The organism is Bradyrhizobium ottawaense (genome assembly GCF_002278135.3).
Classification (GTDB): domain Bacteria; phylum Pseudomonadota; class Alphaproteobacteria; order Rhizobiales; family Xanthobacteraceae; genus Bradyrhizobium; species Bradyrhizobium ottawaense.
Map to the genome: position 1 here is coordinate 8,138,757 of NZ_CP029425.2, position 26,980 is coordinate 8,165,736.

The window sequence follows — 26,980 nt, forward strand, 5'->3', positions numbered from 1 at the left end:
CCTGCGGCAATGCCGAACGCGCGACGTCAGATGGAGAAACTGAAGCGAAACTACGCGGTCTTGACCGCGCCCAAAAAGCCCTCGACCGCGACGCGGAGGCGGTCGGCGTCGGCCGACATCTTCTTGACGGATTCCGACAAGACCGTGCCGGCGTTGCCGGTCTCCTGATTGAGCCTGGCGACGCTGCCGATGGTGTCGGTGACTTCCCGCGTGCCCTGCGCGGCCTGCTGGAAGTTGCGCGAGATCTCGGTGGTGGCCGCGCGCTGCTGCTCGACGGCGGCGGCGATCGCCGTCATCTTCTCGTCGATGCCGCTGATGGCGCCGCCGATGGCGCGGATCGCGGTCACGGCCTGGCCGGTGGCGCCCTGGATCTCCTCGACCTGACGCGAGATCTCTTCCGTCGCCGTCGCCGTCTGTGCGGCGAGGTTCTTGACCTCGCCCGCGACCACGGCGAAGCCCCGGCCCGCTTCACCGGCGCGCGCGGCTTCGATGGTGGCGTTCAAGGCCAGAAGGTTGGTCTGGCCGGCGATGGCGTTGATCATCTTCACGACCTCGCCGATGCGGCTCGCGGTCTGGTCGAGGATCTCGACCGTCGCATTGGTCTGCTCGGCCTGCGACACCGCTTCGCGAGCCTCGCGGGCGCTCGACTGCACCTGCGCGGAGATCTCGCCGACGGATGCGGAGAGCTCTTCGGTCGCCGCCGCGATGGTCTCCAGATTGTTGGTGGCCTGCTCGGCGGCGGAGGAGACCGCCGCGGTCTGGCTGCTCGATTCCGACACCAGCGAGCGCACACCGGTTGCGGTGTCATCGAGCTCCCGCGTCGAGGCCACAACGCTGTGAATCACCGCCTGCACGGTGTCGTCGAAACTGCGGCAGGCCTCGTCGACGGTGCCGGAGCGGGCCAGTTGCAAGGCCTGCTGCGATTCGCGCTCCCGGCCCAGGCGCTCTGCGGTCGCCGCGCTCTCGCGCAGGCTTTCGAGCGCCGCGGCCATGGTGCCGAATTCGTCGGGATGCCGGGATTGCGGCACCGGCGTCGCGTAGTCGTGCGCGCTGATGCGGGCGATGGCGTCGAGAATGGCGCGCACCGGGCGCATCAGGCGATTGCGCACCACGAACACACCGGTCAGCGTCACGGCAAGCGCGAGCAGAAACGCGAGCGATTGGACGATGAGGTTGGTGAGGGCTTTCGCCTGAACCATCTCGGCACGTGCGATCGACTGGTCGAGGGCCTTGTTGGCGACTGCGACGATGGGCGCGAAGGGCGACTGGCACAGCGCGTTCCATTCCGCGGCGGGCATCGCCGGCTTGCCGCTGCCGTCGAAATTCCGGGTGAGATCGCCGATCTGCTTGAGCACGCCGTCGGTCTTGGCCCGCGCCTCCTTCGCCGCATTGACGAGGTCGGCCGTCACGTCGGGCGCAGCCAGCAGCTCCTCCATCCCGGTCCAGCCGGCGGTAACGATGCCGTTCCAGCTCGCCACGGTCTGCTTCTGGGTCTCGTCGAGCGGCTTGCTGGCATTGACGTTCGGGCGCAGCGTCGAGCACTGGATGCCGTAACGGTCGCGCACCTGCCAGGCAAGGCGGCGGGCCTGGATCATGCGTGCGATGAAGGGGTCGTTCATCCAGGCGCGGTTCGACACCGCGGTGGACGCCAGGTTGGCGGTATCGATCACCTTGGTGACGGCATCGTACCAGGGTGCGGTGCGTTCCATCTTGCGTTCGGCACGCGGCAGCTTGGCCTCGTCGTAGAACAGCTGGAATTTCGGGGCGGCCTCGCTCCAGCGCTGCTTCAGCGTGCTTGCGAGTTCGTCGCGGCGGGCAAAGTCGACGGTCGAGAGCGCCGCGACGATGGAATCATGGCCGGCCTGCTCGGCCTTCTCGGCAGCACCGAGCTTGGCGCGCGGATCGTCCTCGCCAAGCAGCGCGCTCTGAGCATCGCCGCGATTGTTACGCAGCGCGAGCACGCCGTGGAAGATCGCCTTGTCGGCATTCGCGAGACGTTCCGTCTCGAGACTCTCGCTGTAGCGGCCCAAGGCCCCCGCCATCTGGAACGCCGTCGAGGCCAGCGCGCCGACGGCCAGCAGGGCCATCAGCGTCAGGAGAAGGGAGCTTACCGATTTCTTAAACATTGCCATGGGTCGGGGGCCTACTCTTCACGAGCGGCCACCTTGCATCGCGACATGCCAAGGTTTGGTTAAGACTTTAATCAAATACCTGCGGTTGTGCGCGGCCGCGCCTCCTGGGCTGGCCGCATCCCCTCACGCGACCTTGGTGAAATCCGGCGGACGGCGCTCGGCAAAGGCCGTAAACGCCTCGCGCGCCTCGGCGGTGCGCAGGCGCTGCGCGAACTGCTCGCCTTCGGCCTGCATCTGCGCGACCAGCGCCTCGCCGTTGCGCATCAGCTTCTTTGTGGCGGTGAGCGCGCCGGCCGGCTGGCGGGCAAGACGCTGCGCCAGCGCAAGCGCCTCGGCATCGAGCTTGTCGAGCGGCACCACGCGGTTGGCGAGGCCCCATTCCAGCGCGGCCTTCGCCGGCACGGTCTCGCCCAGCGCGAACATCTCGTAGGCACGGGCATGGCCGATACGCGCCGGCATCAGCAGGCTCGATGCGGCCTCCGGCACCAATGCGAGGCTGACGAAGGGCGTCGACAACTGCGCGTTGTCGGCGAGCACGACGAGATCGCAATGCAGCAGCATCGTGGTGCCGACGCCGACGGCGCGGCCCTGCACGGCGGCGACCAGCGGCCGGGTGCAGCGGGCCAGCGACTGGATGAAGCGCACGACGTTACGGCTGCCTTCGGACTTGCCGGCTGCGACCGCGGCGAATTCGCCGACGTCGTTGCCGGCGGTGAACATGTCGCCCTCGCCGCGGATCAGGATCACGCGGGCCGACGGATCGAACTCGGCGGATTCGATGGCATCGGCGAGCGTGCCGTACATCGCATCGGTCAGCGCGTTCTTCTTGTCGGGGCGCGCCAGCGTGAGGGTGAGAATTCCGCCATTGTTCTCGATCCGGACGTGCTCGGTCATTGCTCTACTCCTTGGATTCGTCTGAAGGTCTTGTTTCTGAAGGTCTTGTTTCTGAAGGTCTTGGAAACTTGTCCTGAATGCTGGTCAGCCAGCGCGCGACGATGTCGATCTCCGCAGCCGTGAATCCGTCCGTCAGCGCGGCGTTGACCTCTGCCGCGCCGTCTTTCGCCTGCGCCAACGCGGTCCGCCCCTTCGGCGTCAGCCAGATGCGCCAGGCGCGGCCGTCCTCGCGATCGGCCCGCCGCTCGATCAATCTCGCCGCCTCCGTGCGGTCGACGAGGCCGGAAATGCCGGCCGGCCCCATGTCGAGCGCTGCGCCCGCCTCGCCCATCAGGACGCCGTCCTGCTTGCCGAGGATGAACAGCAGCCCGGCCTGCGCCGGCGTCACCTCGTTCTCCGGCCGCGCCGCCATCCAGCGCTGCAAGCGGCGTTGCGCGACGCTCAGCAGGTAGATCAGTCGATGATGCCGCCCGTCGGCCGGTTTATTTCGCATGCGAAATAGATAGCCGGACGCAAGCTTGTTGTCAAACGGGCCACCTCGTTACGGCGCGCAGGTGAAGCTCGCCGCCTCCGTCACCGCACCCGACTTGTAGTGCGGCCAGGCCGGCCAGCGGCACAGCGGCAGCGCGCGCAATGTTGCGAATGAGGGCGCCTCGACCTTCTGCTCGGCAACTTCGAGGTCGCCGGGCGCCTTGCCCTTCTCGACCCAGTCGACCAGCACGCTCAACATATCGACATTGGCCGGTGCGCCGGAGCCGACATGATCGACGCCGGGTGCGGTGTAGAGCCGCGCGAACTCCGCGGTCTCGGTCTTGCCGAGCTTGCGCTCGACGCTCTCGAAATAGCGGATGCCGGCATAGGGGCTCTGCGCGTAGTCGGCCATGTGCTCGAGCATGATCAGACGGCCGCCGCGGGCGCGGAAGCGGCCGAGATCGGGATCGGTCGAATCCATCAGCTTTGAAACCTCGAGCAGCCGCGCCTTGTGCTCCTCAACCTTGTAGCTGGTGACATCGAGCTTGGGATCGCGCGCAAAGACATATTGAATGCCGCCGGCGCCGTAGATCCAGGCAATGCCGTTGTTGGGCGCAGGCGGCTGCGCCGGCGGCGCGGTGCCGAGCCACCACGCCACCCAGCCGCCGGTCGGGCCAATCACCGGCGTATCCTCGCCCGACACGCCCCAGCCGGGATAGTCGTCGAGACCGTTGGCGAGCGCAAACGGGAATTTGTAGGTCCCGTGCAAGGTATCGATCGCCTTGATCTGTGCATCGGTCAGGCACTGATCGCCGCTCTTTCCGGCCTCACAGCGCAGCGTTTCGACCTTGAAGGCCGCCTTGCAGGCGACGGGGTCCTGCACCAGCGCATCGTCGGAGCCATCGGCCTTGTCGCAAGCCGCCCGCACGGCTTCGCCGACGAGCTTCACCTGCGCCGGATTGATCCAACCCGCACCCATGGTGACGAGACCCGAACGCGTGCCGGCATGCTGCAGGCCGACCCAGTTGATCACGGGCACGCGTGCGAAGATGCCGTCGAAATCGTCGGGGTAACGCTGCGCCATGGTCAGGCCTTCACGGCCGCCCTCGGACGAACCCATGAAGTACATCTTCTCAGGTCTCTTGCCGTAGGCGCGCTCCATCAGCCCAACGGCCACATCGCGCACCTTCTTGTAGGCGCGGTGAGCAAAATTCTCGAAGGCTTCGTCGTTGAGCGCGAAGACCTGTGGCGGCTCGCCTTGCCTGGTCTCGTGACCCGAATCGGTGCCATAGGTGACGAAGCCGCGCGCCAGCGGCGACGGCTTGTCGAACGGATAGGCCGGCGGCAGCGCAAGGCCGGTGATCAGCACACCGTTGAAACCACCGCCGCCATATTGCAGCGAGCGGCCGTTCCATTCGACGGGAAGGTTGACCTGGAATTTGATCGGCGGGGCCTTGGGATCGGCAGGGTCGATATGGCCGAGCACCTTGCAGAAGCCGGGGTTGGCCGGCGTGATGCGCCCGGACGGCGTCGGCCCGCGTTCGGCGACGGCGATCGGCGAGGGCGCCTGCAAGGTTGCGGAGTCGATCTTCACGGCATCGGCAGCGCCGACGAGACCCTTGCAGACCGCATCGGCGTCCTCTGCCAGCGTTGCCGCCGACGCCGCGCCCGTCCCCAGTGTCGCCATCGAGCTTACAAGCAACGCACACAGCTTCGCTTTCTTTCGCGTCATCGTTTCCACCCGGCTTTCTCGATTTGTTGCGTCGACGGCTGGCCGCATTCAATGCAACCTTCGTCCTCCCGTCAATCGCTCACGCCGAGCCGCTCATCAGAATGATCCGAGCGCGCTCCCCAAGGCGATCACGGCCACCAGCGCCAATAGCGACGTCACGATGCCCACCATCACAATGTCGAGATAGCTGTCGCGATGGGTCAGGCCGCAGATCGCGAGCAGGCTGACCACCGCACCGTTGTGCGGCAGGATGTCCAGCGTCCCCGAACCGATCACCGCGACGCGATGCATCAGCGCAAGGTCGATGCCGCTGCGCGCGGCGATCTCGACATAGGTCTGGCCGAGCGCGTCGAGCGCGATCGTCAAGCCGCCGGATGCCGAGCCGGTCAGCGCGGCCAGAATATTGGTCGCAACCGCGAGCGAAACCAACGGGCCACCTTCGATCGCAAGCACCCAGTCTCGCACCGTTTCGAAAGCCGGCAGCGCCGCGATGACCGCGCCGAATCCGACGAGGCTGGCGACGCTGAGCGCCGGCAGAACCGATGCATTGGCACCGGCGTCCATGGTCTGCCGCAGTGACGGAAGCCGGGCCCAATTGAGAAGGATGGTCGTGACGATGGCAGCGCCCAGGGCGGTGCTGACCGACCACACACCAGCGACCGCCGCCAACGATGTACCGCCGAAGCGCTGCTCGCTCAGATACGAGACATCGAGCCGCGGCAACACCAGCAGCGACATCACGAGATTGACGGCCACGACGACGGCCAGCGGCAGGATGGCACTCACCACCGGAGCCGACAGTTCACCGCGCCGTCCATGCCGGATCTCGGCCGGATCGAACTCTCGCGCGGTGGTCGCGTATTCGCGGACCAGTTCGTCGTCGACGGCACGTTCGGCCGCACCCTCCATGTCCTCGCCATAGCCTTCCCCCGCACGGCGGGCCGCGGCTTCAGCGCGGCGCAGCCACCACAATCCCGCGCCAGCCATGATCAGGGAGGCGATGATGCCGAGTCCGGGTGCGGCAAACGGCGTCGTTCCGAAGAACGGCATCGGGATAGCGTTCTGGATCGATGGCGTGCCCGGCAAGGCCGACATCGTGAAGGTCGATGTGCCCAGCACGATCGCGGCCGGAATCAATCGCCGCGGAATCGCGGCGGCACGAAACAGCGAGCGGGCCATGGGGACGATCACGAAGAACGCGACGAACAGGCTGACGCCGCCATAGGTGACCATCGCACCGGCGAGCACGACCGCCAGGATCACGCGGCGCTCGCCAAGACGTCTCGCCATGAAGGTGGCAACCGACGCGACCGCCCCGCTGTCGTCCATCAGTTTCCCGAATACGGCGCCGAGCAGGAAGATCGGGAAGAACTGCGCCAGGAATGCTGCGGCATTCACCATGAAGATCTGCGTCAGGTTCGCAAGCAGCGGCTCGCCGCCGAACAGCGCCGCGACGAGCGCGGCGAACGGCGCCAGCAGAAGAACGCTCCAGCCGCGAAAGGCGAATAGGACGAGAAGGCCAAGCCCGACGAGAATGCCGAGAAGCCCCACCTCTCAGCACTCCGACAGCAGGATGTCGAGATCGGCGGTCGAGCGCCGACCGATATCCGGGCCGTGCTCGTCGAGGAAGGTTTCGGCCGCCTGACGTCCTTCGCCGTGCAGCATCGAGACGAACTCCCATTCGGCGTTGAGCTTGGACGAGGCGCCGAACTTCGCGAGCATGTCGCTCTTGACGCGGTGGGTCCGCATCTTCGCCCAGCGCGCGCCCTCGCCGCTTCCCGGGTCGGCCGCCTGACGCAGCAACGCGATCATACGCAACTCCTTCATCAGCGGCGAGTTGAACGAAATCTCGTTCAGCCGATTGAGTATATCCGCAGCCGTCCGCGGCTCTTCCGGCTTTTCAGTCGGATTGATCTGCACCAGGATGGTGTCGTGCGCGTCGCTTTCGCGAATGAGCGGTGTGATGGTCGGGTTGCCGGCATAGCCGCCATCCCAATACGGCTCGCCGTCGATCTCGATCGCGCGGAACATGGTTGGCAGGCAGGCCGACGCGAGCAACACGTCAACCGTGATCTCCGCGTTGCGGAAGATGCGTCCTCGCCCGGTGCGCACCCGCGTCGCAGTGATGAACAGCTTGATCGGCGAGCGCGCGAGGCGCTCGAAATCGATGCTCTCAGCCAGCACCGCATGCAGCGGATTGTAGCCGGTCGGATTGAGGTCGTAGGGGGAGAGCACCCGCGACATCAGGTCGGTCAGGATGTAGGCCGGCGACGTATCGAGCGTCCAGCGCCCCATCAGCCGGTCGAGCGGCGAGCGCTGGAGCGGGCTGAAGGCCGCCGCCTTCGAAACGCGGCGCCAGTATCGTTCGAGCGCGTCACGCGCACCCTCGGCGCCACCGGCCGTCCACCCATCCGCCAGCACCGCTGCGTTCATCGCGCCTGCGGACGTCCCGGAGATCGCGGCGATCGTAAGCCGCTTCTCTTCCAGCAGGCGATCGAGCACGCCCCAGGTGAAGGCGCCATGCGAACCGCCGCCTTGAAGCGCGAGATCAATCAGTACGCTGTCCGGTTCCATCGCGGCACTCACGCAACTGAAGCTCAATTCGACGCGACTTGTCACGTGGGCGTCGAAGTCGATGGCGTAGTTTAGAGAGCCTTGGCGGAGAAATGCAACCGGAACGTGGGCCCCGCGCCGTCTAAAGCGCGATGCGATGAGGATGAATCGTCATCGCGCTTTAGGTCGTTGTTTAAGCATGATCTTTTCGGAAAGCCGCTGCGCACTTTTCCGGATCATGCTTTAGTGCTCGAACACCAGCCGCGCGCCGACCGTGCCGTCGAGGGCGCGGATCTGCTGGAGCAGCGCCGCGGAATCCTGCCCCGCCAGATCGGCATCGAGCACGACGTAACCGAGATCGCCGGCGGTCTCCAGATATTGCGCGGCGATGTTGATGTCGCGCTGGAGGAAGACCTCGTTGAGCCGGCGCAGCATGCCGGGCACGTTGCGATGGACATGACTGAAGCGCGCGCCGGAGGGACGCAGATGCAGCTGCACTTCCGGAAAGTTCACCGCGCCCATGGTCGAGCCCGTGATGAAATAGTCGACCAGCTTGCGCGCGACTTCGCCGCCGATGCGCTCCTGCGCCTCTTCGGTCGAACCGCCGATATGCGGGGTGAGGATGACGTTCTCGAGGCCCTGTATGGGGCTTTTGAAGCGATCAGAATTCGACGACGGCTCGACCGGAAACACGTCGACGGCCGCGCCGGCGAGATGACCGTCGCGCAAAGAGCGAGCGAGCGCGTCGAGATCGACCACGGTGCCGCGGCTGTTGTTGATGAGGAACGAGCCGGGTTTCATCGCCCGTAGCTCCTTCTCGCCGATCATGCCCGCGGTTTCCGGCGTCTCCGGCACGTGCAGGCTGACGACGTCGCTCTGCGCCAGCAGCTCCTCCAGCCTCTCGACCGGCTCGGTGTTGCCGTGGCGGAGCTTGTCGGTGCGGTCGAAATAGATCACGCGCATGCCGATGGCTTCGGCCAGCGTCGAGAGCTGCGAGCCGATATTGCCGTAGCCGACGATGCCGAGCGTGCGGCCGCGCACCTCGCGGCTGCCGGTCGCCGATTTATCCCAGCCGCCGTCATGCGCCGACACCGAGCGCGGAAAGATCCGCCGCAGCAGCATCACGATCTCGCCGATCACGAGCTCGGCGACGCTGCGCGTGTTGGAGAACGGCGCGTTGAAGACGGGAATGCCGCGCTTGCGCGCCGCCGCAAGATCGACCTGGTTGGTGCCGACGCTGAAGCAGCCGACGGCGAGAAGCTGGTCGGCGGCCGCGAGCACGTCATCGGTGATCTGGGTGCGCGAGCGGATGCCGAGCAGCGACACGCCCTTGAGCGCACGCCGCAGATCGTCACCGTCCAGCGCCTTGGTCAGCCGCTCGACATTGGTGAAGCCCGCGCCCTTGAAAAGGTCGACAGCGCTGTCGTTGACGCCTTCGAGCAGCAGGGCCTTGGCACTCCGCTCAGGGCTTTGGCCTGGGGCTGGCATGGTGTCTCCATAGATGATGAGCTTGGTCGCAGCTCATAGACCGCGGACGATGCGCGGCACAATAGGGGTCGGATACGGGGAGAAAATGGCGGGGAGGTAGATGTTTACAGCGCCGGGCCGCGGCGGCCGTCCTGTCATCCTGAGGTGCGAGACGGGCGGTGCCAAGCACCGCACGGGGAGCTTCGAAGGATGAACGGCCCCCGATGCAGTTGGGCGGAGAGCGCCGGGCCGTCGCCCTTCGAGGCTCGCCGAAGAGGCGAGCGCCTCAGGGTGACGGATAACACCGTCAAATCACATAAAACCCGTGCGTGCCGTCGCGGCGGAGTTGCTCGACCAGCCCATATTCCCAATCGAGATAGGCCTGCATCGCGGCTTGCGCGACGTCGGTGCCTTCATAGGGCCGGCGGTAACGGTGGGCCGGATCGGGCTTGGGCAGCACGCGCGGCGGACCGATCTCGAGCGCGCCATCATAGCCTCCTTCCAGCACATAAACCTCCCAACCCATCTGGGCGAGCCATGATGCGGTCATATCGGCGCGGACACCCTTGTCGTCGGTCAGGAGAATGCGCGCGCCACGCACGGGCGCGGCCATGTCGGTCTCCTGGACCAGCTGGCCGCCGGGATAATGGTGGAAGCCCGCGAGGTGACCCGCCGCATATTCCTCGGCATCGCGCACGTCGAAACGATAGAGGGTGCGGTCCGTTTGCGCGACGAGTGCAGCCATCTCGCTTGCGCCGATATGGCGAACACCGGCGCGATAGGCGACGTCGCGCGCATTGGCCGGGCCGCTCTCGAACGAGCCGAGCGCGCCGCGCCTGTCGGCGCCGTGATCGAGCGTGTGCCGCGCCAGCGTCCAGCCGATGGTGCCGTTGCGCAGCGCCCGCACCTTATTGGGCACGCCGGCATTGATCAGCGACTGGGTGCCGATGATCGAGCGGGTACGGCCGGCGCAATTGACGATGATGGTGGTTTCAGGATCGGGCGCGGCCTGCCCCGCCCGCAGCACCAGCTCCGCGCCGGGCACGCTGACCGAGCCCGGAATGTTCATGGTCGCATATTCGTCGAAGCGGCGGACGTCGAGGATGGCGATGTTGGCCTTGTCCGCGATGAGTTTTGCCACCTCGTCGGCGCTGAACGACGGCGTGTGCCGTCGCGCCTCGACCAACTCGCCGAACGCTTTCGAATAGGAATTGACGTCCTCGAAAACCTCATAGCCCGCTGCACGCCAGGCCTTCAGCCCGCCGTCGAGCGCGCTGATATGGGTATATCCGAGCGCGAGGAGGCGTTCGGCGCCGGCCGCGACCAGCCCCTCGCCGTCATCGTAAAGCACGATCGCCACGTCCTTGCGCGGCAGCCTCACCTGGGCTTCGACCTCGATCCGATCCACGGCCATGTTGGCCGCGAACAGGGGATGCCCCGTCGCAAAGCCTGCCTCGTATCTGAGATCGAGCAGCGCGATTTCTTCGCGCAGCAGCAGTGCGCGGCGGATATCGGCGGGGGTGACGGTCGGAAGCTTCATGGCGCGGACCTTGAGAAGAGGGCCATGAGCTTTTGACCGATTAGAAGCGCGTTGGCTAGCCTCGTCGGCTCACTCGCCGGGAACGAGTCGCCCGAGCGGCTGCTGTGCCGGACGGCGCAGCTTGCGGCGCGACAGATAGAGCAGGATGCCGGTGACCGCGAATAACGGCATCGACATCGCGGCAATCATGAATGCGAGCTTGCCCGGCCAGCCCAGGATCTCGCCGCGATGGATGTCGTAGATGGCCGCGATGCTCTTTTCGCCGAACGTCTTGTCAGCAAAGCGCTCCGCTGAGACCAACTGCCCGGTGACGGCGTCGATGCGGAATTCGTCGCGCGTGGTTTCCAGCAACGAGGCTTTCCCCCACGACCGGATGCGCAACGTCGTACCCTGCGCAGGCAGCGTCAGCAAGGCCCTGGAGAATCGGTCGCCCTCCTCACGCTGGAACGTCATCCAGGCCTGATCGAATCCGATTGGCGGCGCCGGTTCGGAGTTGGCCGCACGCGGCAGCTTTGCGGGCATTTTCGCTGCCGTGACGTGCGGACGTGCGAGCAGCCAGGTCACGCCGTCCTTGTACCATTCGAATGAGAAATACAGGCCGGTGAGCGTCATCGTCAGATAGATCGGAAGGACCCAGGTGCCGATCACGGTATGCAACGACCGGTGCAGAGCGCGGCCACCGAGCCCAAGATTCGGTTTCAGCCACATTTTCGGACTGCCTGCACGACGCGGCCAGCGCAGCACGAGGCCCGACACCAGCATGAGGATCAGGCCGAGCGCGACCGTGCCGGTGATCGGACGTCCCCAGCCCTTGCCGTCGCCGGGAATGAGCAGCCAGCGATGCAGCCGGCGCACGGTCGCGAAAAATGCTTCGCCGCGCGGCGAGCCCAGCACGCGGGCGTCATAGGGATCGACATAGAGCGAGGTCGGCCGGTCGCCCCGATCGTCACGGGCAAAGCGGACATGAACCGCCGCAGATGGATCGCTCGACAGTGTGACGGCGGCGACCTTGCCGAGGTCCTGCGAGGCCTTCAGCCGGGCAACCAGCGCATCAGGCATCAGCGCCGGCGCCTGACGCGGCGCGACCTGCATGATGCCGGCATTGAGATGATCGACGATCTCGTCCTCGAAACTCATGGTCGCGCCGGTCAGCGCGATCAGGGACACCAGCAGCGCAAGGACCAGGCCCGCGATGGAATGGACCTGAAACAGGACCGCCTTGATGGTGTGTCCGAGCCGCGCGGCCATGGCTAGAACTTCACCGTGGCCGACAGCGATACGCGCCGCGCATCGCCGATGGCGACGTTCAGGGCGTTACCGGTGGTGGATGTGTAGTAGACCTTGTCGAACAGGTTCTTGACGTTGAACTGATAGGTCACCGGCAGATTATCGACCTTCGTGTCGTAAGTCGCAAAGATGTCTGCGACGGTATAGGCCGGCATGAAGAACGTGTTGGCGGCGTCGCCCGGCCGGTCACCGACATAGCGCGCGCCGCCGCCCAGCCGCAGACGTCCGGCGAGCGCGTCCCCGAAATCATAGACGAGATAGAGTGAGGCCGTGTTCATCGCGACATTCAGCAACTTTGCGTTGCCGACGACGGGATCATTGATCAGGCGCGCATCGGTATAGCCGTAACTTCCAATCATGCTCCAGTGGTCGGTCAGCTTGCCGGTCACGTCCAATTCGACGCCGCGCGACCGGGCCGCTCCGGAGGTGCGCGCCGCCGACTTGCCGTTGCCGATGTCATCGAGCACCAGCACGTTCTTCTTTTCGATGTCGTAGACCGCCAGGGTGCCCGACAGCCGCTTGTTGACATCGAACTTCAGCCCGGTCTCCCACTGCGTTCCCTCTTCGGGCGCAATGGTGGAGTCGACGACGAAGCCGGTGGTGAAAGCCGCGATGGTCGAGGTCGGCTTCAGCGACTGCGTATAGCTCACGTAATAGGAGAGCTGGTCGTTCAGCTTGACGATGACGCCGCCGAGCGGCAACACCTTGTCGCCTGCGAGATTGGTGTTCGTGACGAAGACTGGCCGGCCCTTTCCTGCGAGCTGCTCGTATTCCATCCAGCGCACGCCCCCAACCACGGACAGCCAGTTGGTCAGATGGAAGGTGTCCTGAGCAAAGAAGCCGCGGGTGCCGAGCTTGTCGGTCTGCTCGCTGTCGGTTGCCGAAACGGTCGTGCCCGGCACGACCAGTCCGTAGACCGGGTTGTAGAAATTGAAGCTTGGCGTCGCCTGGCGGATCAGATCGTGGCGATCGATCGTGCGATAGAGCGCTTCGCCTCCGAACAGGATCTCGTTTCGGAAGCCGCCGACCCAGACGTCGCCCTGCAGATACGAGGTGCCGTAACTGGCATTGCTCAGCGAGTTACGGGTGCCATCGTTGCTGCGGGTCTCGACGCCGGTCGCGGCGTTGACGCCTGTGATGCGGAGCTGATTGGCGCTGAAGGTCTCGGTGTTGTAGCTGTAAGCCGCGGTGACCTTCCAATTGTCGTCGAGCTTCTGCTCCACCGACGCCTGCACCAGGTCGGAGGTGCCCCACATATTGTTGAAGGGCTCGTCGAGCCGGCGCGTCGCCGGGATCGCCAGCGGCGCCCCCTTGACGAAGGACGTGCCGCGGTCGAACGGCGTGATGAACTCGCGGTGCTCATAGGTGAGCTGAACCGTCGTGGTGTCGCCGTACCAGGCCAGCGACGGGTTCACCAGCATTTCCCTGTGGCGGCCGAAATTACGCCAATAGTCCTCGCTGACGCCGTAACCGACGAAGCGATAGGCGAGACCGCCGTCGCCGATCGGGCCGGTGATGTCGAGCGTGCCGTCGGCGCCGCTGCGGTTGTTCGCGTAGGTCGACCCGAGCAGCGTGACCGAGCCGTGCTGGTACAGCTCCGGACGCTTGCTGATGGTGTTGACGATGCCGCCGGGGTCCATGATGCCGTAGAGCAGCGAGGCCGGTCCCTTCAGCACCTCGACGCTTTCGACGGCGGCATTGAGGCTGCGGCCCTGCACCAGCGGCATGCCGTTGCGCATGATCGAGCCGTCGCGATTGTCGCCGAAGCCACGGCGGATCACGGCATCCTGGGTTCCGGCAAGCGTGTTGGTCTGGGTGATGCCGCTGATATTGATCAGCGCGTCGTCGATGTTGCGCGGCAGTTGGTCCTTCAACACCTGCTCGGGCACGACGTTGACGGACTGAGAGGTGTCGAGTGGCGAGGCGCCGCTGCGCAGCGTCGTCGCGCTCGGCATCGCGCGGTAGCCGAGCTTTGCGGCCTGCTGCGCGGCGGCTTCCGCAGCCGCGCGCTCCGAGAGCGTCGGTGCGGCGGCCGCAGGGTTACGATTGCGCTGGCGCGCGGCGGTCTGCGCGCGGCGCGACGGCTGGTCCGATGCGCGCACCAGCTTCGGCCGCTGCGCCGGCGCCTCCACCGTCACCGGCGGCAGTGCCGATTGCGCCTGCGCGGTCGTCGTGTTGGAGGGGCATTCGGCGAGCAGCACGGCCGCTCCGATGAGAAGACCCGCACGGCTCTTGCCGGCATGAGTTCGATGGCCGCAGATGCGCTGGCCATCCAGATGAGCACGCACGTTCGATTCACTTCCCGGTCAGACGTAGCCTTGAAGCTGGCGCGTCTAACAGCCGCAGCGATTGAAGAGAACCGCAGGCAGAGTTGAATCGCTCTAGTGTTGAATCGTTCTAAGGACGGAGCGGCATCGAACGGCAATCTTCGATTGCCGTCGTGCCGGCCGCGACACGCAGCGCGCGAATTCGCGGCGGCGTATCACGATTTTGTGCGGTCTCAGGCGATGGCAGGAGCCGTCAACTCGTCGAGCTTCCGCTTGAACGCGGAGCCGTCGGACGAGGCGCGGAGCGGCGGGCGCACGCGCTGCCAGGCAGCATCGCCGGTCTGTGCCGACAGGATCGCTTTCAGCGTCGCGGTGAACGAGGGCGTTTTCAGCACGATTTCGATCGCAGCCTGCATGCGCGCCTCGACATCCTTGCCCTCGACCATGCCCTTGACCAGCTCGGGCACGACATTGGCCATGCCGCAGATGGTGCCGGCGCCGCCGGCGGCGATCGCGCGGGTGATATCGGCTTCATTGCCGACGGTGATGGCGAGCTCGGGAGCCGCCGCGCGGAATGCCTGGAACTGCTTGAAGTCACCGCTGGAGTCCTTCAGGCCGGCAATCACCTTGCCGTAACGCTTGCGCAGGCTCGCGGCGACGGCGGTGGGGATAGCAACGCCCGACATCTGCGGGATGTGATAGAGATAAGCACGCAGCCGATCGTCGGCGACGCCGTCGATGATCGCGGCAAAGGCATCCGCGATGCCTTCAGGCGCGACGCTGCGGTCGAAGTAAGGCGGCAGCACCAGCACGTGGCGCAGGCCGAGGCCGAGCGCCGCGCGCGAGAGTGCGATACTGTCGGTGATGGCGGGAAAGCCACCACCGATGCCGATGCGTTCCGGCGCAACACCGGCCTTGAGCACGGCTTCGATGGTCGCAACGCGCTCGGTGACATTGAACGAGGTGCCCTCTCCAGTGGTGCCGAACAGCACGACGCCGTCGACACCTTTGCCGAACAGCTGCTTGGCGTGAGCCGCAAGCTTGGCGGCGTCCACGCTGCCGTCGGCCGCCAGCGGCGTCGCCGATGCCACCCAGAACCCGCGAATTGCCTCTGTCATCACACCGCCCTCTCAGCTGCGATCTCGGATCAAGCCTCTGATCTCCCAATGGTCTCCAAGGGGCTTCCGAGCTTGTTTTTGCTTTACTTTCTGTCTTGTACCTTACATACAAGAAAGACGCAAATATTTTCCCCCGTCACGGCGCGCATGGGCGCAGCCAGATTTAGGGAGGTCTCGCATGAACATGGTGACCCCGGTGAAGCGGCCCGACCAATTGCTCGGCGCACTTCGCGACAAGCTTGGCGCAGCCGGCGTCCTGATCGGCACCGACGTGCCGGCGCGCAACTGCAACGACTGGAGCGCCAGCCTGCCGCAGACGCCGCTTGCGGTGATCCGTCCCGTCGATGCGCAAGGCGTGGCCGATGCGATTGCGACCTGCCGGCAGGCGCAGCTGCCGTTCGTGCCGCAGGGCGGGCTGACCGGGCTGTGCCGAGGCGCCTCGCCCGAAGCCGGCTGGGTCGCGATCTCGCTCGAGCGCATGAGCGGCATCGAGGAGATCGACCGCGCTTCCGCGACGATGACGGTGAAGGCGGGCACGCCGCTGGAGACGATCCAGAAGGCGGCGGACGAAGCCGGCTTCTTCTTTCCGCTCGACCTCGGCTCGCGCGGCTCCTGCGCCATCGGCGGCAATCTCTCGACCAATGCCGGCGGCAACCGCGTGATCCGCTACGGCATGACGCGCGAGCTTGTGCTCGGTCTCGAAGTCGTGCTGCCCGACGGCACCATCATCACTGGCCTCAACAAGCTGATGAAGAACAATGCCGGCTACGATCTCAAGCATCTGTTCATCGGCTCGGAAGGCACGCTCGGCATCATCACCCGCGTGGTGCTGCGGCTGTTTCCGAAGCCGCGCTCGACCATGGCCGCGCTCTGCGCGCTGACGGACTATGCCGCGGTGATCGCGCTGCTCGCTGCGGCGCGCAGCGGGCTCGGGCCGCTGCTGTCGGCGTTCGAGGTGATGTGGCCGGACTATTGGGACGTGATCACGACTCGCGCCGGCGTGAAGCCGCCGGTCGCCGCAGGTCACGGCCTCTACGTGCTGGTCGAGGCGCAAGGCACCGACGAGAGCCTGGACGCGCCGCGCTTCCAGGCCTGGCTCGAAGAGCTGATGGAGCGCGGGCTGCTGGCCGATGCCGCGGTGGCGCAATCGCTGGCGCAGACGCAGAGCTTCTGGCGCGTGCGCGACATCTGCGCCGAATTCGGCCAGGTGCTGGGCCCGCACATCTCCTACGACATCGGCCTTGCGGTGGCGCGAATGGACGAGTTCGTCACGCGCTGCAAGGCGGCGCTCGCTTCCGGCATCGAGGGATGTGAGAGCGTCTATTACGGCCATATCGGCGACGGCAATCTGCACCTGGTCTCCTGGGTCACCGGCCTCTCCGTCGAGCAGCAGCCGAAGGAAGAGATGGACACGATCATCTACGGTCTCGTTCGCGAGATGGGCGGCAGCATCTCGGCCGAGCACGGCATCGGCACGCTGAAGAAGAAGTGGCTGGGCCATGCCAGGAGCGAGGCCGAGATCGCGCTGATGCGGACGCTGAAAGCGGCGCTCGATCCCGATCATCTGCTCAATCCCGGCAAGGTGGTCTGAGAAACGCAAATGCGCTCGCTCAAGCTCGATACGCCGAAATCGCTGTCGCAGCGGGTGATGCAGCGGCTGCGGCAGGCGATCATCGACGGCGAGTTCGTGCTCGGCGCTGCCATCTCCGAGGAGATGGTGGCGAATTCCTTCGGCGTCAGCCGCACGCCGGTGCGCGAGGCGATGGGCCAGCTGCAGGCGCAAGGCCTCGTGGTGATCCGCCCGCAGGTCGGCAGCTTTGTCTTCACGCCGAGCGCGGACGACATCAACGCGCTCTGCACCTTCCGCATCGCGCTCGAACCCAGGGCCGCCGAGCTCGCCTATCGTTGCGATCGCGACGGTACAATCGCCGCAATGAGCGAGGCGATCGCGGCGATGGAGCCGGCGGTCGCGGCAAAGGACAACATCGCCTATGGCCGCGCCGATGCGGTATTTCACGAGGCGCTGTTCAATCATTGCGGCAATCGCTACCTCGCCGAATCCTATCAGCTGGTCTCCGGCCGCGTCGCGGCGCTCCGCACCAATCTGACCTCACCGATCGACGTGCGGACCCGCACGTCGTTCGACGAGCATCGCAGGCTGCTCGATTTGTTCGCGCGCAGCGAGTTCGCCGCCTTCGAAGAATTGATGACCACGCATATCACCAATTCGGGCGTGGTTTACGCCAGGGCGTTGAAGGTGGACTCGCTGAAGGTGGAATGAGCGCTTCTAGCGCCCTTCCCTCGGTCCCGGCCTGTCCAGAAAATCCAGCGCGGTATTGATCTGCTCGAGGTGGTGCTCGATCCTGTCGCGGTCCTCGACCGATGGCACCTTTTCGAGCTGCTCCACGAGCTTCTGCTTTCGCAACAGCAGGTTCTCTATGACTGTACTCACAGCTCCCCCATCGCCAGAGGCGAACATCGCGAGCGCGCGCGAGGCGGGCTCGCGGCAACCCTCCATCAGAATGTCCGCGAAGGCCGATGGTTCCTGCGGGTGAACCCGGACGCATGCGGATGGAACTAGCGGCGCAAACTGGCCCAGACGCCACCCAAAATCAGCAAACCGCCGAGAAGATGGATCAGCTGCGGCGGTTCGCCGAGGATGGCGAAAGACAATAGCGCGCTGGCGATCGGCCCAAGATAGAGCACGAGCGAGGTCCGCACCGAGCCGAACTTGCCGCCGAGCCAGGCAAAGCCGGCATAGGCGAGCAGGCCGGGAACGATCCCGGCGAAGACATAGGCCGACAGCGCCTTGGTGCTGAAGACCTCCCCCGGCGTCGCCCACATCTCCATGGCCGCGAGCGGCAGCGAGAACAGGGCGCCGGCGCCCGAGAACAGGCTGATGCGTGCCAGCAGCGACGCCTTTGGCGCGGCGCGCGATTGCAGCAGCGTGTAGCCGGACCAACCGAGCATCGCGATCACGACGAGGCCGTCGCCCGCTGCAGTCTGAAGTTCGATCAGTGTCTGGGGATGGCCGCCGGAGATGATGAGCAGCGCGCCGGCGAGCGCCAGCGCCGTGCCGAGCCATTGCAAGGGGCCGACATGCTCCATGCCGCGCAGGGCCGAGATCAGCAGCACCGTGATCGGCGACAGCGCCATGATCAGCGCGATGTGGATCGCCGTCGTCGAGACGCCCGCGGCGTAGACCGGACCGCCGCACAGGAACATGCCCATGAAGCCGGCGGCGAGGATCGACCAGATGTTCCCGGCCAGCGGCACGCGGCCATCGAGAATCTCCTTGAGCGCGATCGGCGCGAGCCCGATTGCGACGATGCTCCAGCGGAAGAAGGCGAGCGCGAAGGGCGGGACGGAGCCGGCCAGTCCGCGCGCCAGAATCTGATTGGAGGCCTGCGCGGTCGCCACCAGGATGAAGCCGACCAGCGCAATCACGCCGAGCCAGACATTCGTGGACGGCGATACGCCGGTCACCGCATCATGACCGCCGTCAGAGGTTTCCTTGCCCGTTTCCTTGCCCATGGATCAATCGGATATCCGATGACGGCCGCGGTGAGAACCCCGACGACGGCTCACTGGCATGCATATGCGGCACGCGCAGCATTCCGGGAGGCGCGGCGATGCTCGCGAGCAGCACCGGCACGACAGGGGTGCGGCTGAGCGAGACCGAGAACACCGCCAGCAGCGCGCACAGCATGCAGAGCCTCATCCGCACCGTCCGGCGATCGGTGATCGGCAGAAAGAGGAAGAACAACATCGCCAGGATCAGCAGCGCATCGACCAGAAACATGGGGCTCTCCTTCAAGACTGGAGAGAGCATGACGCGACGGCACCGGTCGGTATGTGGAGGGCGTCACACCCCCATGGCTGACGCGGGTCACGCTGGGAGAGGACGAAGCGGCGCGCGCTCGTGACCCGTTAACGCGCCGGACTGCGGCCCGGGAACCTCGATCTTTCACGCGTCCGTCGGTTGTATTCAGGAGCGTGGAGTCCTATGCGTAGGCGCCATGGACACCCAGATGATCACCGCCGTAAAGCCGCTGATGGCCCGGGCGCAGCCGCGCAAGCCTGCACCGTTCCTCCCGATGAGCCGCGCCGAGATGGATGCGCTCGGCTGGGACGCCTGCGACATCGTGCTGGTGACCGGGGACGCCTATGTCGACCATCCGAGCTTCGGCATGGCCATCATCGGCCGGCTGCTGGAGGCGCAAGGCTTCCGGGTCGGCATCATCTCGCAGCCCGACTGGCATTCGGCCGAGCCGTTCAGGGCATTAGGCAAGCCAAAAGTGTTCTTCGGCGTCACCGGCGGCAACATGGATTCCATGGTGAACCGCTACACCGCGGACCGCCGCCTGCGCAGCGACGACGCCTATACGGCGGGCGGCGAAGGCGGCAAGCGGCCGGACCGCTGCACGGTCGTCTATGCGCAACGCTGCCGCGAGGCGTTCAAGGACGTGCCGATCGTGCTCGGCGGCATCGAGGCCTCGCTGCGCCGGATCGCGCATTACGATTACTGGTCGGACAAGGTGCGTCGCTCGGTGCTGGCCGACGCCAAGGCGGACCTGCTCCTCTACGGCAATGCCGAGCGTGCGGTGGTCGAGGTGGCGCAGCGGCTCGCCGCGGGCGAAGCGCCGCGCGCGCTCGACGACATCAGGGGCGTCGCGCTGTTCCGCAAGGTGCCCGAGGACTACACCGAGCTGCACGCCGACGATCTCGATTCCGCCGACGAGGGCGCGACGCGCCAGAAGGGTGCGACCGTGATCCGGCTGCCGGCGCTCGAGCAGGTCGAACAGGACAAGGAAGCCTATGCCCGCGCATCGCGCGTGCTGCACCGGGAGAGCAATCCCGGCAATGCGCGGCCGCTGGTGCAGCGTCACGGCGATCGCGACCTCTGGCTCAACCCGCCGCCGATCCCGCTGACCAGCGAAGAGATGGACGCGGTCTACGACCTCCCCTACGCGCGCGCGCCGCATCCGTCCTACGGCGAAGCAAAAATCCCCGCCTGGGACATGATCAAGTTCTCGGTGACGATCATGCGCGGCTGCTTTGGCGGCTGCACCTTCTGCTCCATCACCGAGCACGAAGGCCGCATCATCCAGAACCGCTCGGAAGGCTCGATCCTGCGCGAGATCGAAAAGATCCGCGACAAGACCCCGGGCTTCACCGGCGTGATCTCCGACATCGGCGGCCCCACCGCCAACATGTACCGGATGGCCTGCAAGGACCCGAAGGTCGAAGCGGCGTGCCGGCGGCCGTCCTGCGTCTTCCCCGAGATCTGCCCGAACCTCAACACCTCGCATGACGACCTGATCCGGCTCTATCGCAAGGTGCGCGAGACCAAGGGCATCAAGAAGGTGATGGTCGCATCCGGCGTGCGCTACGACCTTGCGGTCGAGAGCCCGGAATACATCAAGGAGCTCGTCACCCATCACGTCGGCGGCTACTTGAAGATCGCCCCCGAGCATACCGAGCGCGGTCCGCTCGACAAGATGATGAAGCCGGGCATCGGCGCCTACAACAAGTTCAAGCGGATGTTCGACGAAGCGGCCGAACGGGCCGGCAAGAAATATTACCTGATCCCCTATTTCATCGCGGCGCATCCGGGCACGACCGACGAGGACATGATGAACCTCGCGCTGTGGCTCAAGAAGAACCGCTATCGCGCCGATCAGGTGCAGACCTTCCTGCCCTCGCCGATGGCGACCGCGACCGCGATGTACCACACCGGCGTCAACCCGCTGCGCGGCGTCCGCCACGGCGGCAGCGACAAGGTCGAGGCGATCAAGGGCCTGCGCCAGCGCCGCCTGCACAAGGCGTTCCTGCGCTACCACGATCCCGACAATTGGCCGGTGCTGCGCGAGGCTTTGATCGAGATGGGCCGCCGCGACCTGATCGGCTCGCAGCCGCACCAGCTCGTCCCCGCGCACCAGCCGCCCGGCACCGGCAAGGCCGCCGGCACGCGGCGCCCGGTCCGGCCGGGCGAGAAGACGCAGCGCTTCACGACCAAGGGCCTGCGGGTGATGAAGTAGCGGGCGCCGCTTGCCTGCTACAGCGCGAGCACCACTGCCCCTGACACGGCATCAGTCACACCGCGTCCGTTGCCCTGGTCTTCGAGCACCGACCTGAAACTGTCGAGCGTCTTGATCATCGCCGATCGCGCCCCGGCCAGCGCGTCCTGACTGGCCCATGTGCCGATGAGGCAGAAGGTCTGCTCGCCGGTCTTGAGGATAACGCCGTGCTCCAGCCCCGGCCATTTCGCCTTGCCGTTCCGGTGCGCGTCGAGGAAGGCGGCTTCCTCACCCGGCTTCACCTTGAACCTGACCACATTATAGACGTGCATGATGCGCCTCCAAAAATGGACTGATGAAAAACGGCGCCGCGCGAGGGACGGGACGAAAAATCCTACGGTCGCCCGGGCCAGATGGTGCTCCTCGCGCGCAGGGGCGTCACCGTGACAAATCGGCATGGCGACCTCGGTTGTTTGGGACTGCCAGAGCAAAAATGTCGAAAACAACCCCATGCACAGTAGACGGCATGAGCGGGATCAATGGCTTAGGAGACGTGCAAACGCTCGATGTGCGGAGCAAGGACAGGTTGCTCCGTCGGGCAAAACAGGGGCATGGCGGGATCATCGGGGAGCTACGTGCGTCGGCGTCAGCAGAGTCGCTTGACCTTTTCGTCATCACGTAACATATAAAGTTACATGAAACGAGATTCCCGACTCTCCGGCGTGCTGCACGTGCTGCTGCACATGGCGCAGCAGCCTGGGCCGTTCACGTCCGAGACCCTGGCCAAGGCCATGGACACCAACCCGGTGGTGATCCGCCGCATCATGGCGGGCCTGCGGGAGATCGGTTACGTGCGCTCCGAGAAGGGGCATGGCGGCGGCTGGACCATCGCCTGCGACCTGTCGAAGGTGACGCTGCGCGACGTCTACGCCGCGCTCGGCAATCCTCCGCTTCTGGCGATGGGCAACCGGACCGAGGCGCCCGGCTGCCTGGTCGAGCAGGCCGTCAATGCCGCGCTCGATCAGGCCTTTGACGATGCCGAGGCGCTGCTGCTGGCGCGGCTCGGCGAGGTGACGCTGGCGATGCTGGGCGAGGACCTGCGCAAGCGGATCGGGTCTCGAAAGATCCACGACATCAGCGCGCATCGCGCCTGAACGGCTCCATTCACGGGGACAACATCATGACCGACATTCAAGCCGCATTCTCTGATCCGCAATTCGTGGCGAGATACACCGAGGGGCCGCGGCGCTTCGTGCCGGGCTATGACGCCATGCAGTCCATGACGGCGATTCTGCTCGCCGAAAGCGTCCCCAGCGATGGGCAGGTGCTCGTCCTCGGCGCGGGTGGCGGCCTGGAGCTCAAAGCGTTTGCGCAAGCGCATCCCGGTTGGCGCTTCGACGGCGTCGATCCGTCCGCGGCGATGCTGGCGCTGGCCGGGCAAACCCTGGGATCGCTGGCACCACGTGCACGCCTTCATCAAGGCTATGTCGACGATGCGCCGGAGGGACCGTTCGACGGTGCCACCTGCCTGCTGACCCTGCACTTCGTCGATGTCGCCGAGCGGCGCCGCATCGCCTCGGAGGTCCGCCGCCGGCTCAAGCCGCGCGCACCGTTCGTGGTCGCGCATCTGAGCGCGCCCGACGGCGAGCAGGAGCGCCCGCTGTGGCTGTCGCGCTACTCCGCGTTCCTGGCTGCGTCCGGCGTCGAGCCCGAGCAGGCGGCAGCCGCGCGGAACGCCGTCACCAACCATCTGGAGATTCTCGCACCCGCACAGGATGAGGTGATCCTGCTCGAGGCCGGCTTCACCGATCCCACGCTGTTCTACACCGGCTTCGCCTTCCGCGGCTGGGTGGCCTACGCGTGAGGTCGCAATTCGTCGTTCGGCACCACGGGATGCTTCAACCGCGCTTGGCTCTCGATACGTAACCGGCGGTGACCTCATCTTTGTGGCTGGCGAACGCAGCCAGCACTTCGGTCTTCTCGCGCTTCGGGACCTTGGCGAAGTCAAGTGTCCGCCCGAGTTCAGCAGCGACCTCGTCGAATTCCGCCGGGGAGATCCGCAAGGCCCGGTGCGCCTCCTCAAGGCCAAGGGGCGTCGTCCCCGGCCTGGTGGCCTTGAACTGGAACGGCCCACCCGAAACGTCACAGACCCAAAGTGTTCGCATGAACTTGAGACCAGGCAAGCGTTTCAGATTTTTGGTGTGCCATTCCCTCAACTGCGGATTTTTTGACTTCTGACCGACGACGGCGTTCTTTACGACAGCGTCGCTGAAGTGATCCACGACCGCTGCAATGGCGAAGACGCCGCCAAGTCGTTCATACAGGCTTTGATCCGGAGTGGTTTGCTGGGCCTGCGCACGCGCTTGATTGGCTCCAGCCAAAGCGACGGGGGCGGCTGTCAGCGCCAGTCCTGCGACCACACTTCGTCTGCTGATGGAAGTCGAACGAGGCCTTGCCATGGGTACCTCCTTACATCGGTTTCCTGAGGCATTGCAGCCAACATCCCGCGCAACTGCCGCCGTGCGCGCGTTGCCGTCCGGAGGCGCTGCCGGTGATTGCGGCGCTCCCGTTGGATGGGTCGGAACGGAAATGGTTCCCGGAAATTTTGAGCTAGACGCAGACCCATGCGCACCAAACTGCGAAGAACTTGGTATGAGCAAATCTAGTCCGCCATGCCCCTGAGAGCTGACGTCGAGCCAAGCGTCGAACGCGGACGAAAAGGGCCAGGAGCAGACTCATGCACCGCAGCGAACGGCATCTCTATTCGATGACGTGGTCGGCGCGAACGCGCAACGAGGGCGGCACGGTGAGGCCGAGCGCCTTTGCCGTCTTCAAGTTGATCACCAGCGCGAATTTTGTCGGCTGTTCTACCGGCAGATCGGCGGGCTTGGCGCCTCTGAGGATTTTATCGACATATCCGGTTGCACGGCGGTACAGATCGACAAAGTCGGGGCCGTAGACGATCAACCCCCCGAGGTCGGCGCATCGTCGGAACAAGTAGCTTGTCGGCAGATGATACTTCGCGGCGAGCGCGACCACTCGGGGAGCTTGGAAAAAGGTCAGACTGTCACCCATATCCAGCACGGCGTCGGCATGTTGGGCGGCGGCCGACGCAAATCCAACGTCAAGTTCGTCGGGCGCCGTAGCCTCAACTGTCAGCAAAGTGACACCGAGCCTCTGGGCGGTGCGAGCCAAAAATTCTCCGAAGTTAAGTCTGTGCATCGGGTTGTTCGGGTTGATCAAGATAGCAATTTTCGAGGCACTGGGGACGAGCTCGCGGAGGATTTCGAGGCGTTTCGCGCCGAAGTCATCGGGAACCATGGTCGCAACACCCGTGATGTTGCCGCCTGGTCGCGCAAGGCTTTGCACGAGGCCCAGCCCCAGGGGATCGGCGACAGCCACGAAAACAATCGGAATGGTGGAGGTTACTGATTTCAGGACTTGCACTGCCAGCGGCCCAGGGGCGACGAGCACATCGGGAGTTAAGCCGACCAGCTCGGCGGCTAAAGCTGGCAAACGATCCGGGGCGTAACGATATTCTACAAGCAGGTTCTTGCCCTCGATCCAACCCTTCTCCCGCAACCCGCTGAGCCATGCGGCGTGAATGGGGTCGCGAGTCGGATCATCCGCCCAGAGGCCAAGGAAACCCATCCGCCGAGGCTTCCCTTGCGCGTGCAAATGTCCCGGCTGAACGAGCAGCGCCCCAGTGCCCGCCAGGAACTCTAGCCGCTTCATTCAATCCTCATCGCAGATTGAGGACGACGGGACGCAGAGTATCACGTCTCGATGGTTGTTGCACTTGCAGGGGATCGATTAGGCGGTATGGGCGCAGGTCCGCTAATGGGATGGTCCGGCCGTGCTCCTGCCCCGCCAGCGATAAGCTGGCCAGGGGCGCCAAGACAAGGAGCACGCCATGTCCCAGACACCCAGTACTGCGATCGCCGTGATCGGCATCGATATCGGCAAAAACTCGTTCCACGTCGTGGGCCACGATACGCGCGGCGCCATCGTGCTGCGGCAAAAGTGGTCGCGTGGCCAGGTGGAGGCGCGGCTCGCCAATATGCAGCCTTGCCTGATCGGCATGGAAGCCTGCGTCGGCGCACATCATTTGAGCCGCAAACTCGCATCGCTAGGTCACGATGCCAGGTTGATGCCGGCCAAATATGTCCGCCCTTATAGCAAAGGACCGAAGAACGACTTCAATGATGCCGAAGCGATTGCCGAAGCCGTGCAACGCCCGACGATGAAGTTCGTGGCGACCAAGACCGCGGAGCAACTGGATCTGCAGGCGCTGCATCGGGTGCGCGAGCGGCTGGTGTCGCAACGCACCGGCATCATCAACCAGATTCGCGCCTTCATGCTGGAACGCGGGATCGCGGTGCGCCAGGGTATCGGCTTCCTGCGCACAGAACTGCCCACCATCCTTGCCACGCGCACCGATGCCCTGTCGCCACGCATGTTGCGTGTCATCGAGGAGTTGGCAGGCGACTGGCGCCGGCTGGATCAGCGCATCGATAGCCTCTCCGGCGAGATCGAAGCACTGGCCCGTCAAGATCAGGCATGTTCGCGCCTGATGACGGTGCCTGGCATCGGGCCGATCATTTCGAGCGCCATGGTAGCCGCGATCGGCACTGGAGACGTCTTCTCCAAAGGCCGTGACTTCGGCGCCTGGCTCGGACTGGTGCCCAAGCAGATCTCGACGGGAGACCGCACGATCCTCGGCAAAATCTCAAGGCGCGGCAATCGCTACCTGCGCGTTCTGTTCGTGCAGGCGGCATGGGTGGTGCTGGTCAGGATCAAGAACTGGGAACGTTACGGACTCAGATCCTGGATCGAAGCCGCCAAGAAGCGATTGCACCACAACGTGCTAGCGATCGCACTCGCCAACAAGCTTGCCCGCATCGCCTGGGCGGTGCTGGCTAAAGGACGCGCCTTCGAGCTGACAAGGACCAACGATGCAGACGTCCAATCCGCTTGATCGTCGCGCCGTGCTCGGGGCGGTCAAGGCGCGGCCTGGCAACGCCGGAGCCAGCCGCAAGCAAAGCGCAACGGCCGGCCTTGACCGCCCGTGCGCGCGACGCGACGCACGTCCTGCGGGCCGGGACGAAGGAACGGCCCCCGGCTCGAACACAGGAACTGCGAGGTAGGAGGAGCAAGCGATGACGTAACCCCATCAACAGGTTCCAGCCAAGGTCTGCGAGAGGATGAGACGAGATGGAGGTTCGGTCTTCCCGGCGCATGCGAACACTGGTGACCCAAATGGCCCAATCGAGGCCTGTCCGCTAATGAGAACGCACGCGCGCTGATATCCATGATGGCCCGGAGAGAATGCTCCAATCAAAGGCCGGATACATTGATGCAAGACCACTCACCACCTGATCGACGAACCTCTTGCTACGCACGGCCGGACCATACATTAGGGTCAAAACGCGAAGAACTCAGGTTGAGCAAATCTGGTCCGCTCTGGCTCAACGAGCGGACTACCGACCGCCGAGGCGC

Annotated in this window: 23 protein-coding genes; 6 read left to right on the forward strand and 17 right to left on the reverse strand. The window is 65.3% G+C overall.

Annotated features, from left to right (window positions below; all coding sequences use genetic code 11):
* Positions 1-50 precede the first annotated feature (50 nt).
* The 11 genes from CIT37_RS38065 to CIT37_RS38115 all read right to left on the reverse strand — a co-directional run bounded on the left by CIT37_RS38065 (position 51) and on the right by CIT37_RS38115 (position 15,461).
* A complete protein-coding gene (locus CIT37_RS38065; protein ID WP_095426792.1) occupies positions 51-2,132 on the reverse strand; it encodes a methyl-accepting chemotaxis protein in 2,082 nt (693 codons plus the stop codon).
* A 123-nt stretch (positions 2,133-2,255) separates the two neighbouring features.
* Entirely contained in the window at positions 2,256-3,026 is a 771-nt protein-coding gene (locus CIT37_RS38070) for an enoyl-CoA hydratase (protein ID WP_038950649.1), read from the reverse strand.
* A gap of 4 nt (positions 3,027-3,030) precedes the next feature.
* Complete coding sequence (locus tag CIT37_RS38075) at positions 3,031-3,519, reverse strand: MarR family winged helix-turn-helix transcriptional regulator (protein WP_095426791.1); 489 nt, start codon at positions 3,517-3,519, stop codon at positions 3,031-3,033.
* A gap of 48 nt (positions 3,520-3,567) precedes the next feature.
* Positions 3,568-5,229 carry a tannase/feruloyl esterase family alpha/beta hydrolase gene (locus tag CIT37_RS38080; RefSeq protein ID WP_161966284.1) on the reverse strand — a complete coding sequence of 554 codons (1,662 nt, stop codon included), beginning with the start codon at positions 5,227-5,229 and terminating at the stop codon, positions 3,568-3,570.
* Between the two features lie 96 nt (positions 5,230-5,325).
* A complete protein-coding gene (locus CIT37_RS38085; protein WP_028140785.1) occupies positions 5,326-6,780 on the reverse strand; it encodes a GntP family permease in 1,455 nt (484 codons plus the stop codon).
* 3 nt (positions 6,781-6,783) lie between these two features.
* Entirely contained in the window at positions 6,784-7,803 is a 1,020-nt protein-coding gene (locus tag CIT37_RS38090; RefSeq protein WP_095426789.1) for a patatin-like phospholipase family protein, read from the reverse strand.
* A gap of 222 nt (positions 7,804-8,025) precedes the next feature.
* Entirely contained in the window at positions 8,026-9,270 is a 1,245-nt protein-coding gene (gene serA / locus CIT37_RS38095) for a phosphoglycerate dehydrogenase (protein ID WP_028140787.1), read from the reverse strand.
* A gap of 286 nt (positions 9,271-9,556) precedes the next feature.
* Positions 9,557-10,789, reverse strand: a complete 1,233-nt coding sequence (locus CIT37_RS38100; RefSeq protein WP_095426788.1) for a rhodanese-like domain-containing protein — start codon at positions 10,787-10,789, stop codon at positions 9,557-9,559.
* 69 nt (positions 10,790-10,858) lie between these two features.
* On the reverse strand, positions 10,859-12,037 hold the full coding sequence (locus tag CIT37_RS38105) for a PepSY-associated TM helix domain-containing protein (protein WP_095426787.1): 1,179 nt from the start codon (positions 12,035-12,037) through the stop codon (positions 10,859-10,861).
* Between the two features lie 2 nt (positions 12,038-12,039).
* A complete protein-coding gene (locus tag CIT37_RS38110) occupies positions 12,040-14,364 on the reverse strand; it encodes a TonB-dependent siderophore receptor (RefSeq protein ID WP_095426786.1) in 2,325 nt (774 codons plus the stop codon).
* A gap of 212 nt (positions 14,365-14,576) precedes the next feature.
* Positions 14,577-15,461 carry a dihydrodipicolinate synthase family protein gene (locus CIT37_RS38115; protein ID WP_161966285.1) on the reverse strand — a complete coding sequence of 295 codons (885 nt, stop codon included), beginning with the start codon at positions 15,459-15,461 and terminating at the stop codon, positions 14,577-14,579.
* A gap of 178 nt (positions 15,462-15,639) precedes the next feature.
* Between CIT37_RS38115 and CIT37_RS38120 the strand changes: the two genes are divergently transcribed.
* Both CIT37_RS38120 and CIT37_RS38125 read left to right on the forward strand, forming a co-directional pair.
* Positions 15,640-17,052, forward strand: coding sequence for an FAD-binding oxidoreductase (locus CIT37_RS38120; RefSeq protein ID WP_095426784.1), 1,413 nt, complete (start codon positions 15,640-15,642; stop codon positions 17,050-17,052).
* 9 nt (positions 17,053-17,061) lie between these two features.
* On the forward strand, positions 17,062-17,742 hold the full coding sequence (locus CIT37_RS38125) for a GntR family transcriptional regulator (RefSeq protein WP_095426783.1): 681 nt from the start codon (positions 17,062-17,064) through the stop codon (positions 17,740-17,742).
* Between the two features lie 6 nt (positions 17,743-17,748).
* Here CIT37_RS38125 and CIT37_RS38130 read toward each other — a convergent pair whose 3' ends face one another.
* The 3 genes from CIT37_RS38130 to CIT37_RS38140 all read right to left on the reverse strand — a co-directional run bounded on the left by CIT37_RS38130 (position 17,749) and on the right by CIT37_RS38140 (position 19,263).
* Positions 17,749-17,913 carry a hypothetical protein gene (locus CIT37_RS38130; RefSeq protein ID WP_167456556.1) on the reverse strand — a complete coding sequence of 55 codons (165 nt, stop codon included), beginning with the start codon at positions 17,911-17,913 and terminating at the stop codon, positions 17,749-17,751.
* 125 nt (positions 17,914-18,038) lie between these two features.
* On the reverse strand, positions 18,039-18,995 hold the full coding sequence (locus tag CIT37_RS38135; protein WP_174719446.1) for a DMT family transporter: 957 nt from the start codon (positions 18,993-18,995) through the stop codon (positions 18,039-18,041).
* On the reverse strand, positions 18,964-19,263 hold the full coding sequence (locus tag CIT37_RS38140; RefSeq protein WP_028140795.1) for a hypothetical protein: 300 nt from the start codon (positions 19,261-19,263) through the stop codon (positions 18,964-18,966). The genes CIT37_RS38135 and CIT37_RS38140 overlap by 32 nt, the downstream gene beginning before the upstream one ends.
* Positions 19,264-19,480: 217 nt before the next feature.
* On the opposite strand from CIT37_RS38140, the gene CIT37_RS38145 reads away from it, so the two are divergent.
* Positions 19,481-21,502, forward strand: a complete 2,022-nt coding sequence (locus CIT37_RS38145) for a YgiQ family radical SAM protein (protein ID WP_038947375.1) — start codon at positions 19,481-19,483, stop codon at positions 21,500-21,502.
* A 17-nt stretch (positions 21,503-21,519) separates the two neighbouring features.
* Here the strand turns inward: CIT37_RS38145 and CIT37_RS38150 are convergent, their stop codons facing one another.
* Entirely contained in the window at positions 21,520-21,813 is a 294-nt protein-coding gene (locus CIT37_RS38150; RefSeq protein ID WP_038947374.1) for an NIPSNAP family protein, read from the reverse strand.
* A 363-nt stretch (positions 21,814-22,176) separates the two neighbouring features.
* Between CIT37_RS38150 and CIT37_RS38155 the strand changes: the two genes are divergently transcribed.
* Complete coding sequence (locus CIT37_RS38155; protein ID WP_038947373.1) at positions 22,177-22,635, forward strand: Rrf2 family transcriptional regulator; 459 nt, start codon at positions 22,177-22,179, stop codon at positions 22,633-22,635.
* A gap of 26 nt (positions 22,636-22,661) precedes the next feature.
* A complete protein-coding gene (locus CIT37_RS38160) occupies positions 22,662-23,345 on the forward strand; it encodes a class I SAM-dependent methyltransferase (RefSeq protein WP_028140799.1) in 684 nt (227 codons plus the stop codon).
* A 34-nt stretch (positions 23,346-23,379) separates the two neighbouring features.
* Here the strand turns inward: CIT37_RS38160 and CIT37_RS38165 are convergent, their stop codons facing one another.
* Positions 23,380-23,940 (reverse strand): group I truncated hemoglobin, encoded by a 561-nt coding sequence (locus CIT37_RS38165; RefSeq protein ID WP_038947372.1) that lies wholly within the window; start codon positions 23,938-23,940, stop codon positions 23,380-23,382.
* Between the two features lie 301 nt (positions 23,941-24,241).
* The gene (locus CIT37_RS38170) at positions 24,242-25,132 is read right to left on the reverse strand and encodes an ABC transporter substrate-binding protein (RefSeq protein ID WP_244429097.1); all 891 of its coding nucleotides are present in this window, start codon (positions 25,130-25,132) and stop codon (positions 24,242-24,244) included.
* Positions 25,133-25,394: 262 nt separating this feature from the next.
* Between CIT37_RS38170 and CIT37_RS38175 the strand changes: the two genes are divergently transcribed.
* A complete protein-coding gene (locus CIT37_RS38175; RefSeq protein WP_011088795.1) occupies positions 25,395-26,459 on the forward strand; it encodes an IS110 family RNA-guided transposase in 1,065 nt (354 codons plus the stop codon).
* The last annotated feature ends 521 nt before the right edge of the window (positions 26,460-26,980 follow it).

Bases quoted from the DNA above. Each gene is read 5' to 3' on its own strand.
- CIT37_RS38150 (WP_038947374.1), bottom strand. From the start codon at position 21,813: ATGCACGTCTATAATGTGGTCAGGTTCAAGGTGAAGCCGGGTGAGGAA.
- CIT37_RS38155 (WP_038947373.1), top strand. From the start codon at position 22,177: ATGAAACGAGATTCCCGACTCTCCGGCGTGCTGCACGTGCTGCTGCAC.
- CIT37_RS38090 (WP_095426789.1), bottom strand. From the start codon at position 7,803: ATGGAACCGGACAGCGTACTGATTGATCTCGCGCTTCAAGGCGGCGGT.
- CIT37_RS38125 (WP_095426783.1), top strand. From the start codon at position 17,062: ATGCGCTCGCTCAAGCTCGATACGCCGAAATCGCTGTCGCAGCGGGTG.
- CIT37_RS38115 (WP_161966285.1), bottom strand. From the start codon at position 15,461: ATGACAGAGGCAATTCGCGGGTTCTGGGTGGCATCGGCGACGCCGCTG.
- CIT37_RS38120 (WP_095426784.1), top strand. From the start codon at position 15,640: ATGAACATGGTGACCCCGGTGAAGCGGCCCGACCAATTGCTCGGCGCA.
- CIT37_RS38140 (WP_028140795.1), bottom strand. From the start codon at position 19,263: ATGTTTCTGGTCGATGCGCTGCTGATCCTGGCGATGTTGTTCTTCCTC.
- CIT37_RS38100 (WP_095426788.1), bottom strand. From the start codon at position 10,789: ATGAAGCTTCCGACCGTCACCCCCGCCGATATCCGCCGCGCACTGCTG.
- CIT37_RS38080 (WP_161966284.1), bottom strand. From the start codon at position 5,229: ATGACGCGAAAGAAAGCGAAGCTGTGTGCGTTGCTTGTAAGCTCGATG.
- CIT37_RS38075 (WP_095426791.1), bottom strand. From the start codon at position 3,519: ATGCGAAATAAACCGGCCGACGGGCGGCATCATCGACTGATCTACCTG.
- CIT37_RS38165 (WP_038947372.1), bottom strand. From the start codon at position 23,940: ATGGCAAGGCCTCGTTCGACTTCCATCAGCAGACGAAGTGTGGTCGCA.
- CIT37_RS38065 (WP_095426792.1), bottom strand. From the start codon at position 2,132: ATGGCAATGTTTAAGAAATCGGTAAGCTCCCTTCTCCTGACGCTGATG.
- serA (WP_028140787.1), bottom strand. From the start codon at position 9,270: ATGCCAGCCCCAGGCCAAAGCCCTGAGCGGAGTGCCAAGGCCCTGCTG.
- CIT37_RS38135 (WP_174719446.1), bottom strand. From the start codon at position 18,995: ATGGGCAAGGAAACGGGCAAGGAAACCTCTGACGGCGGTCATGATGCG.
- CIT37_RS38145 (WP_038947375.1), top strand. From the start codon at position 19,481: ATGGACACCCAGATGATCACCGCCGTAAAGCCGCTGATGGCCCGGGCG.
- CIT37_RS38170 (WP_244429097.1), bottom strand. From the start codon at position 25,132: ATGGGTTTCCTTGGCCTCTGGGCGGATGATCCGACTCGCGACCCCATT.
- CIT37_RS38160 (WP_028140799.1), top strand. From the start codon at position 22,662: ATGACCGACATTCAAGCCGCATTCTCTGATCCGCAATTCGTGGCGAGA.
- CIT37_RS38070 (WP_038950649.1), bottom strand. From the start codon at position 3,026: ATGACCGAGCACGTCCGGATCGAGAACAATGGCGGAATTCTCACCCTC.
- CIT37_RS38105 (WP_095426787.1), bottom strand. From the start codon at position 12,037: ATGGCCGCGCGGCTCGGACACACCATCAAGGCGGTCCTGTTTCAGGTC.
- CIT37_RS38175 (WP_011088795.1), top strand. From the start codon at position 25,395: ATGTCCCAGACACCCAGTACTGCGATCGCCGTGATCGGCATCGATATC.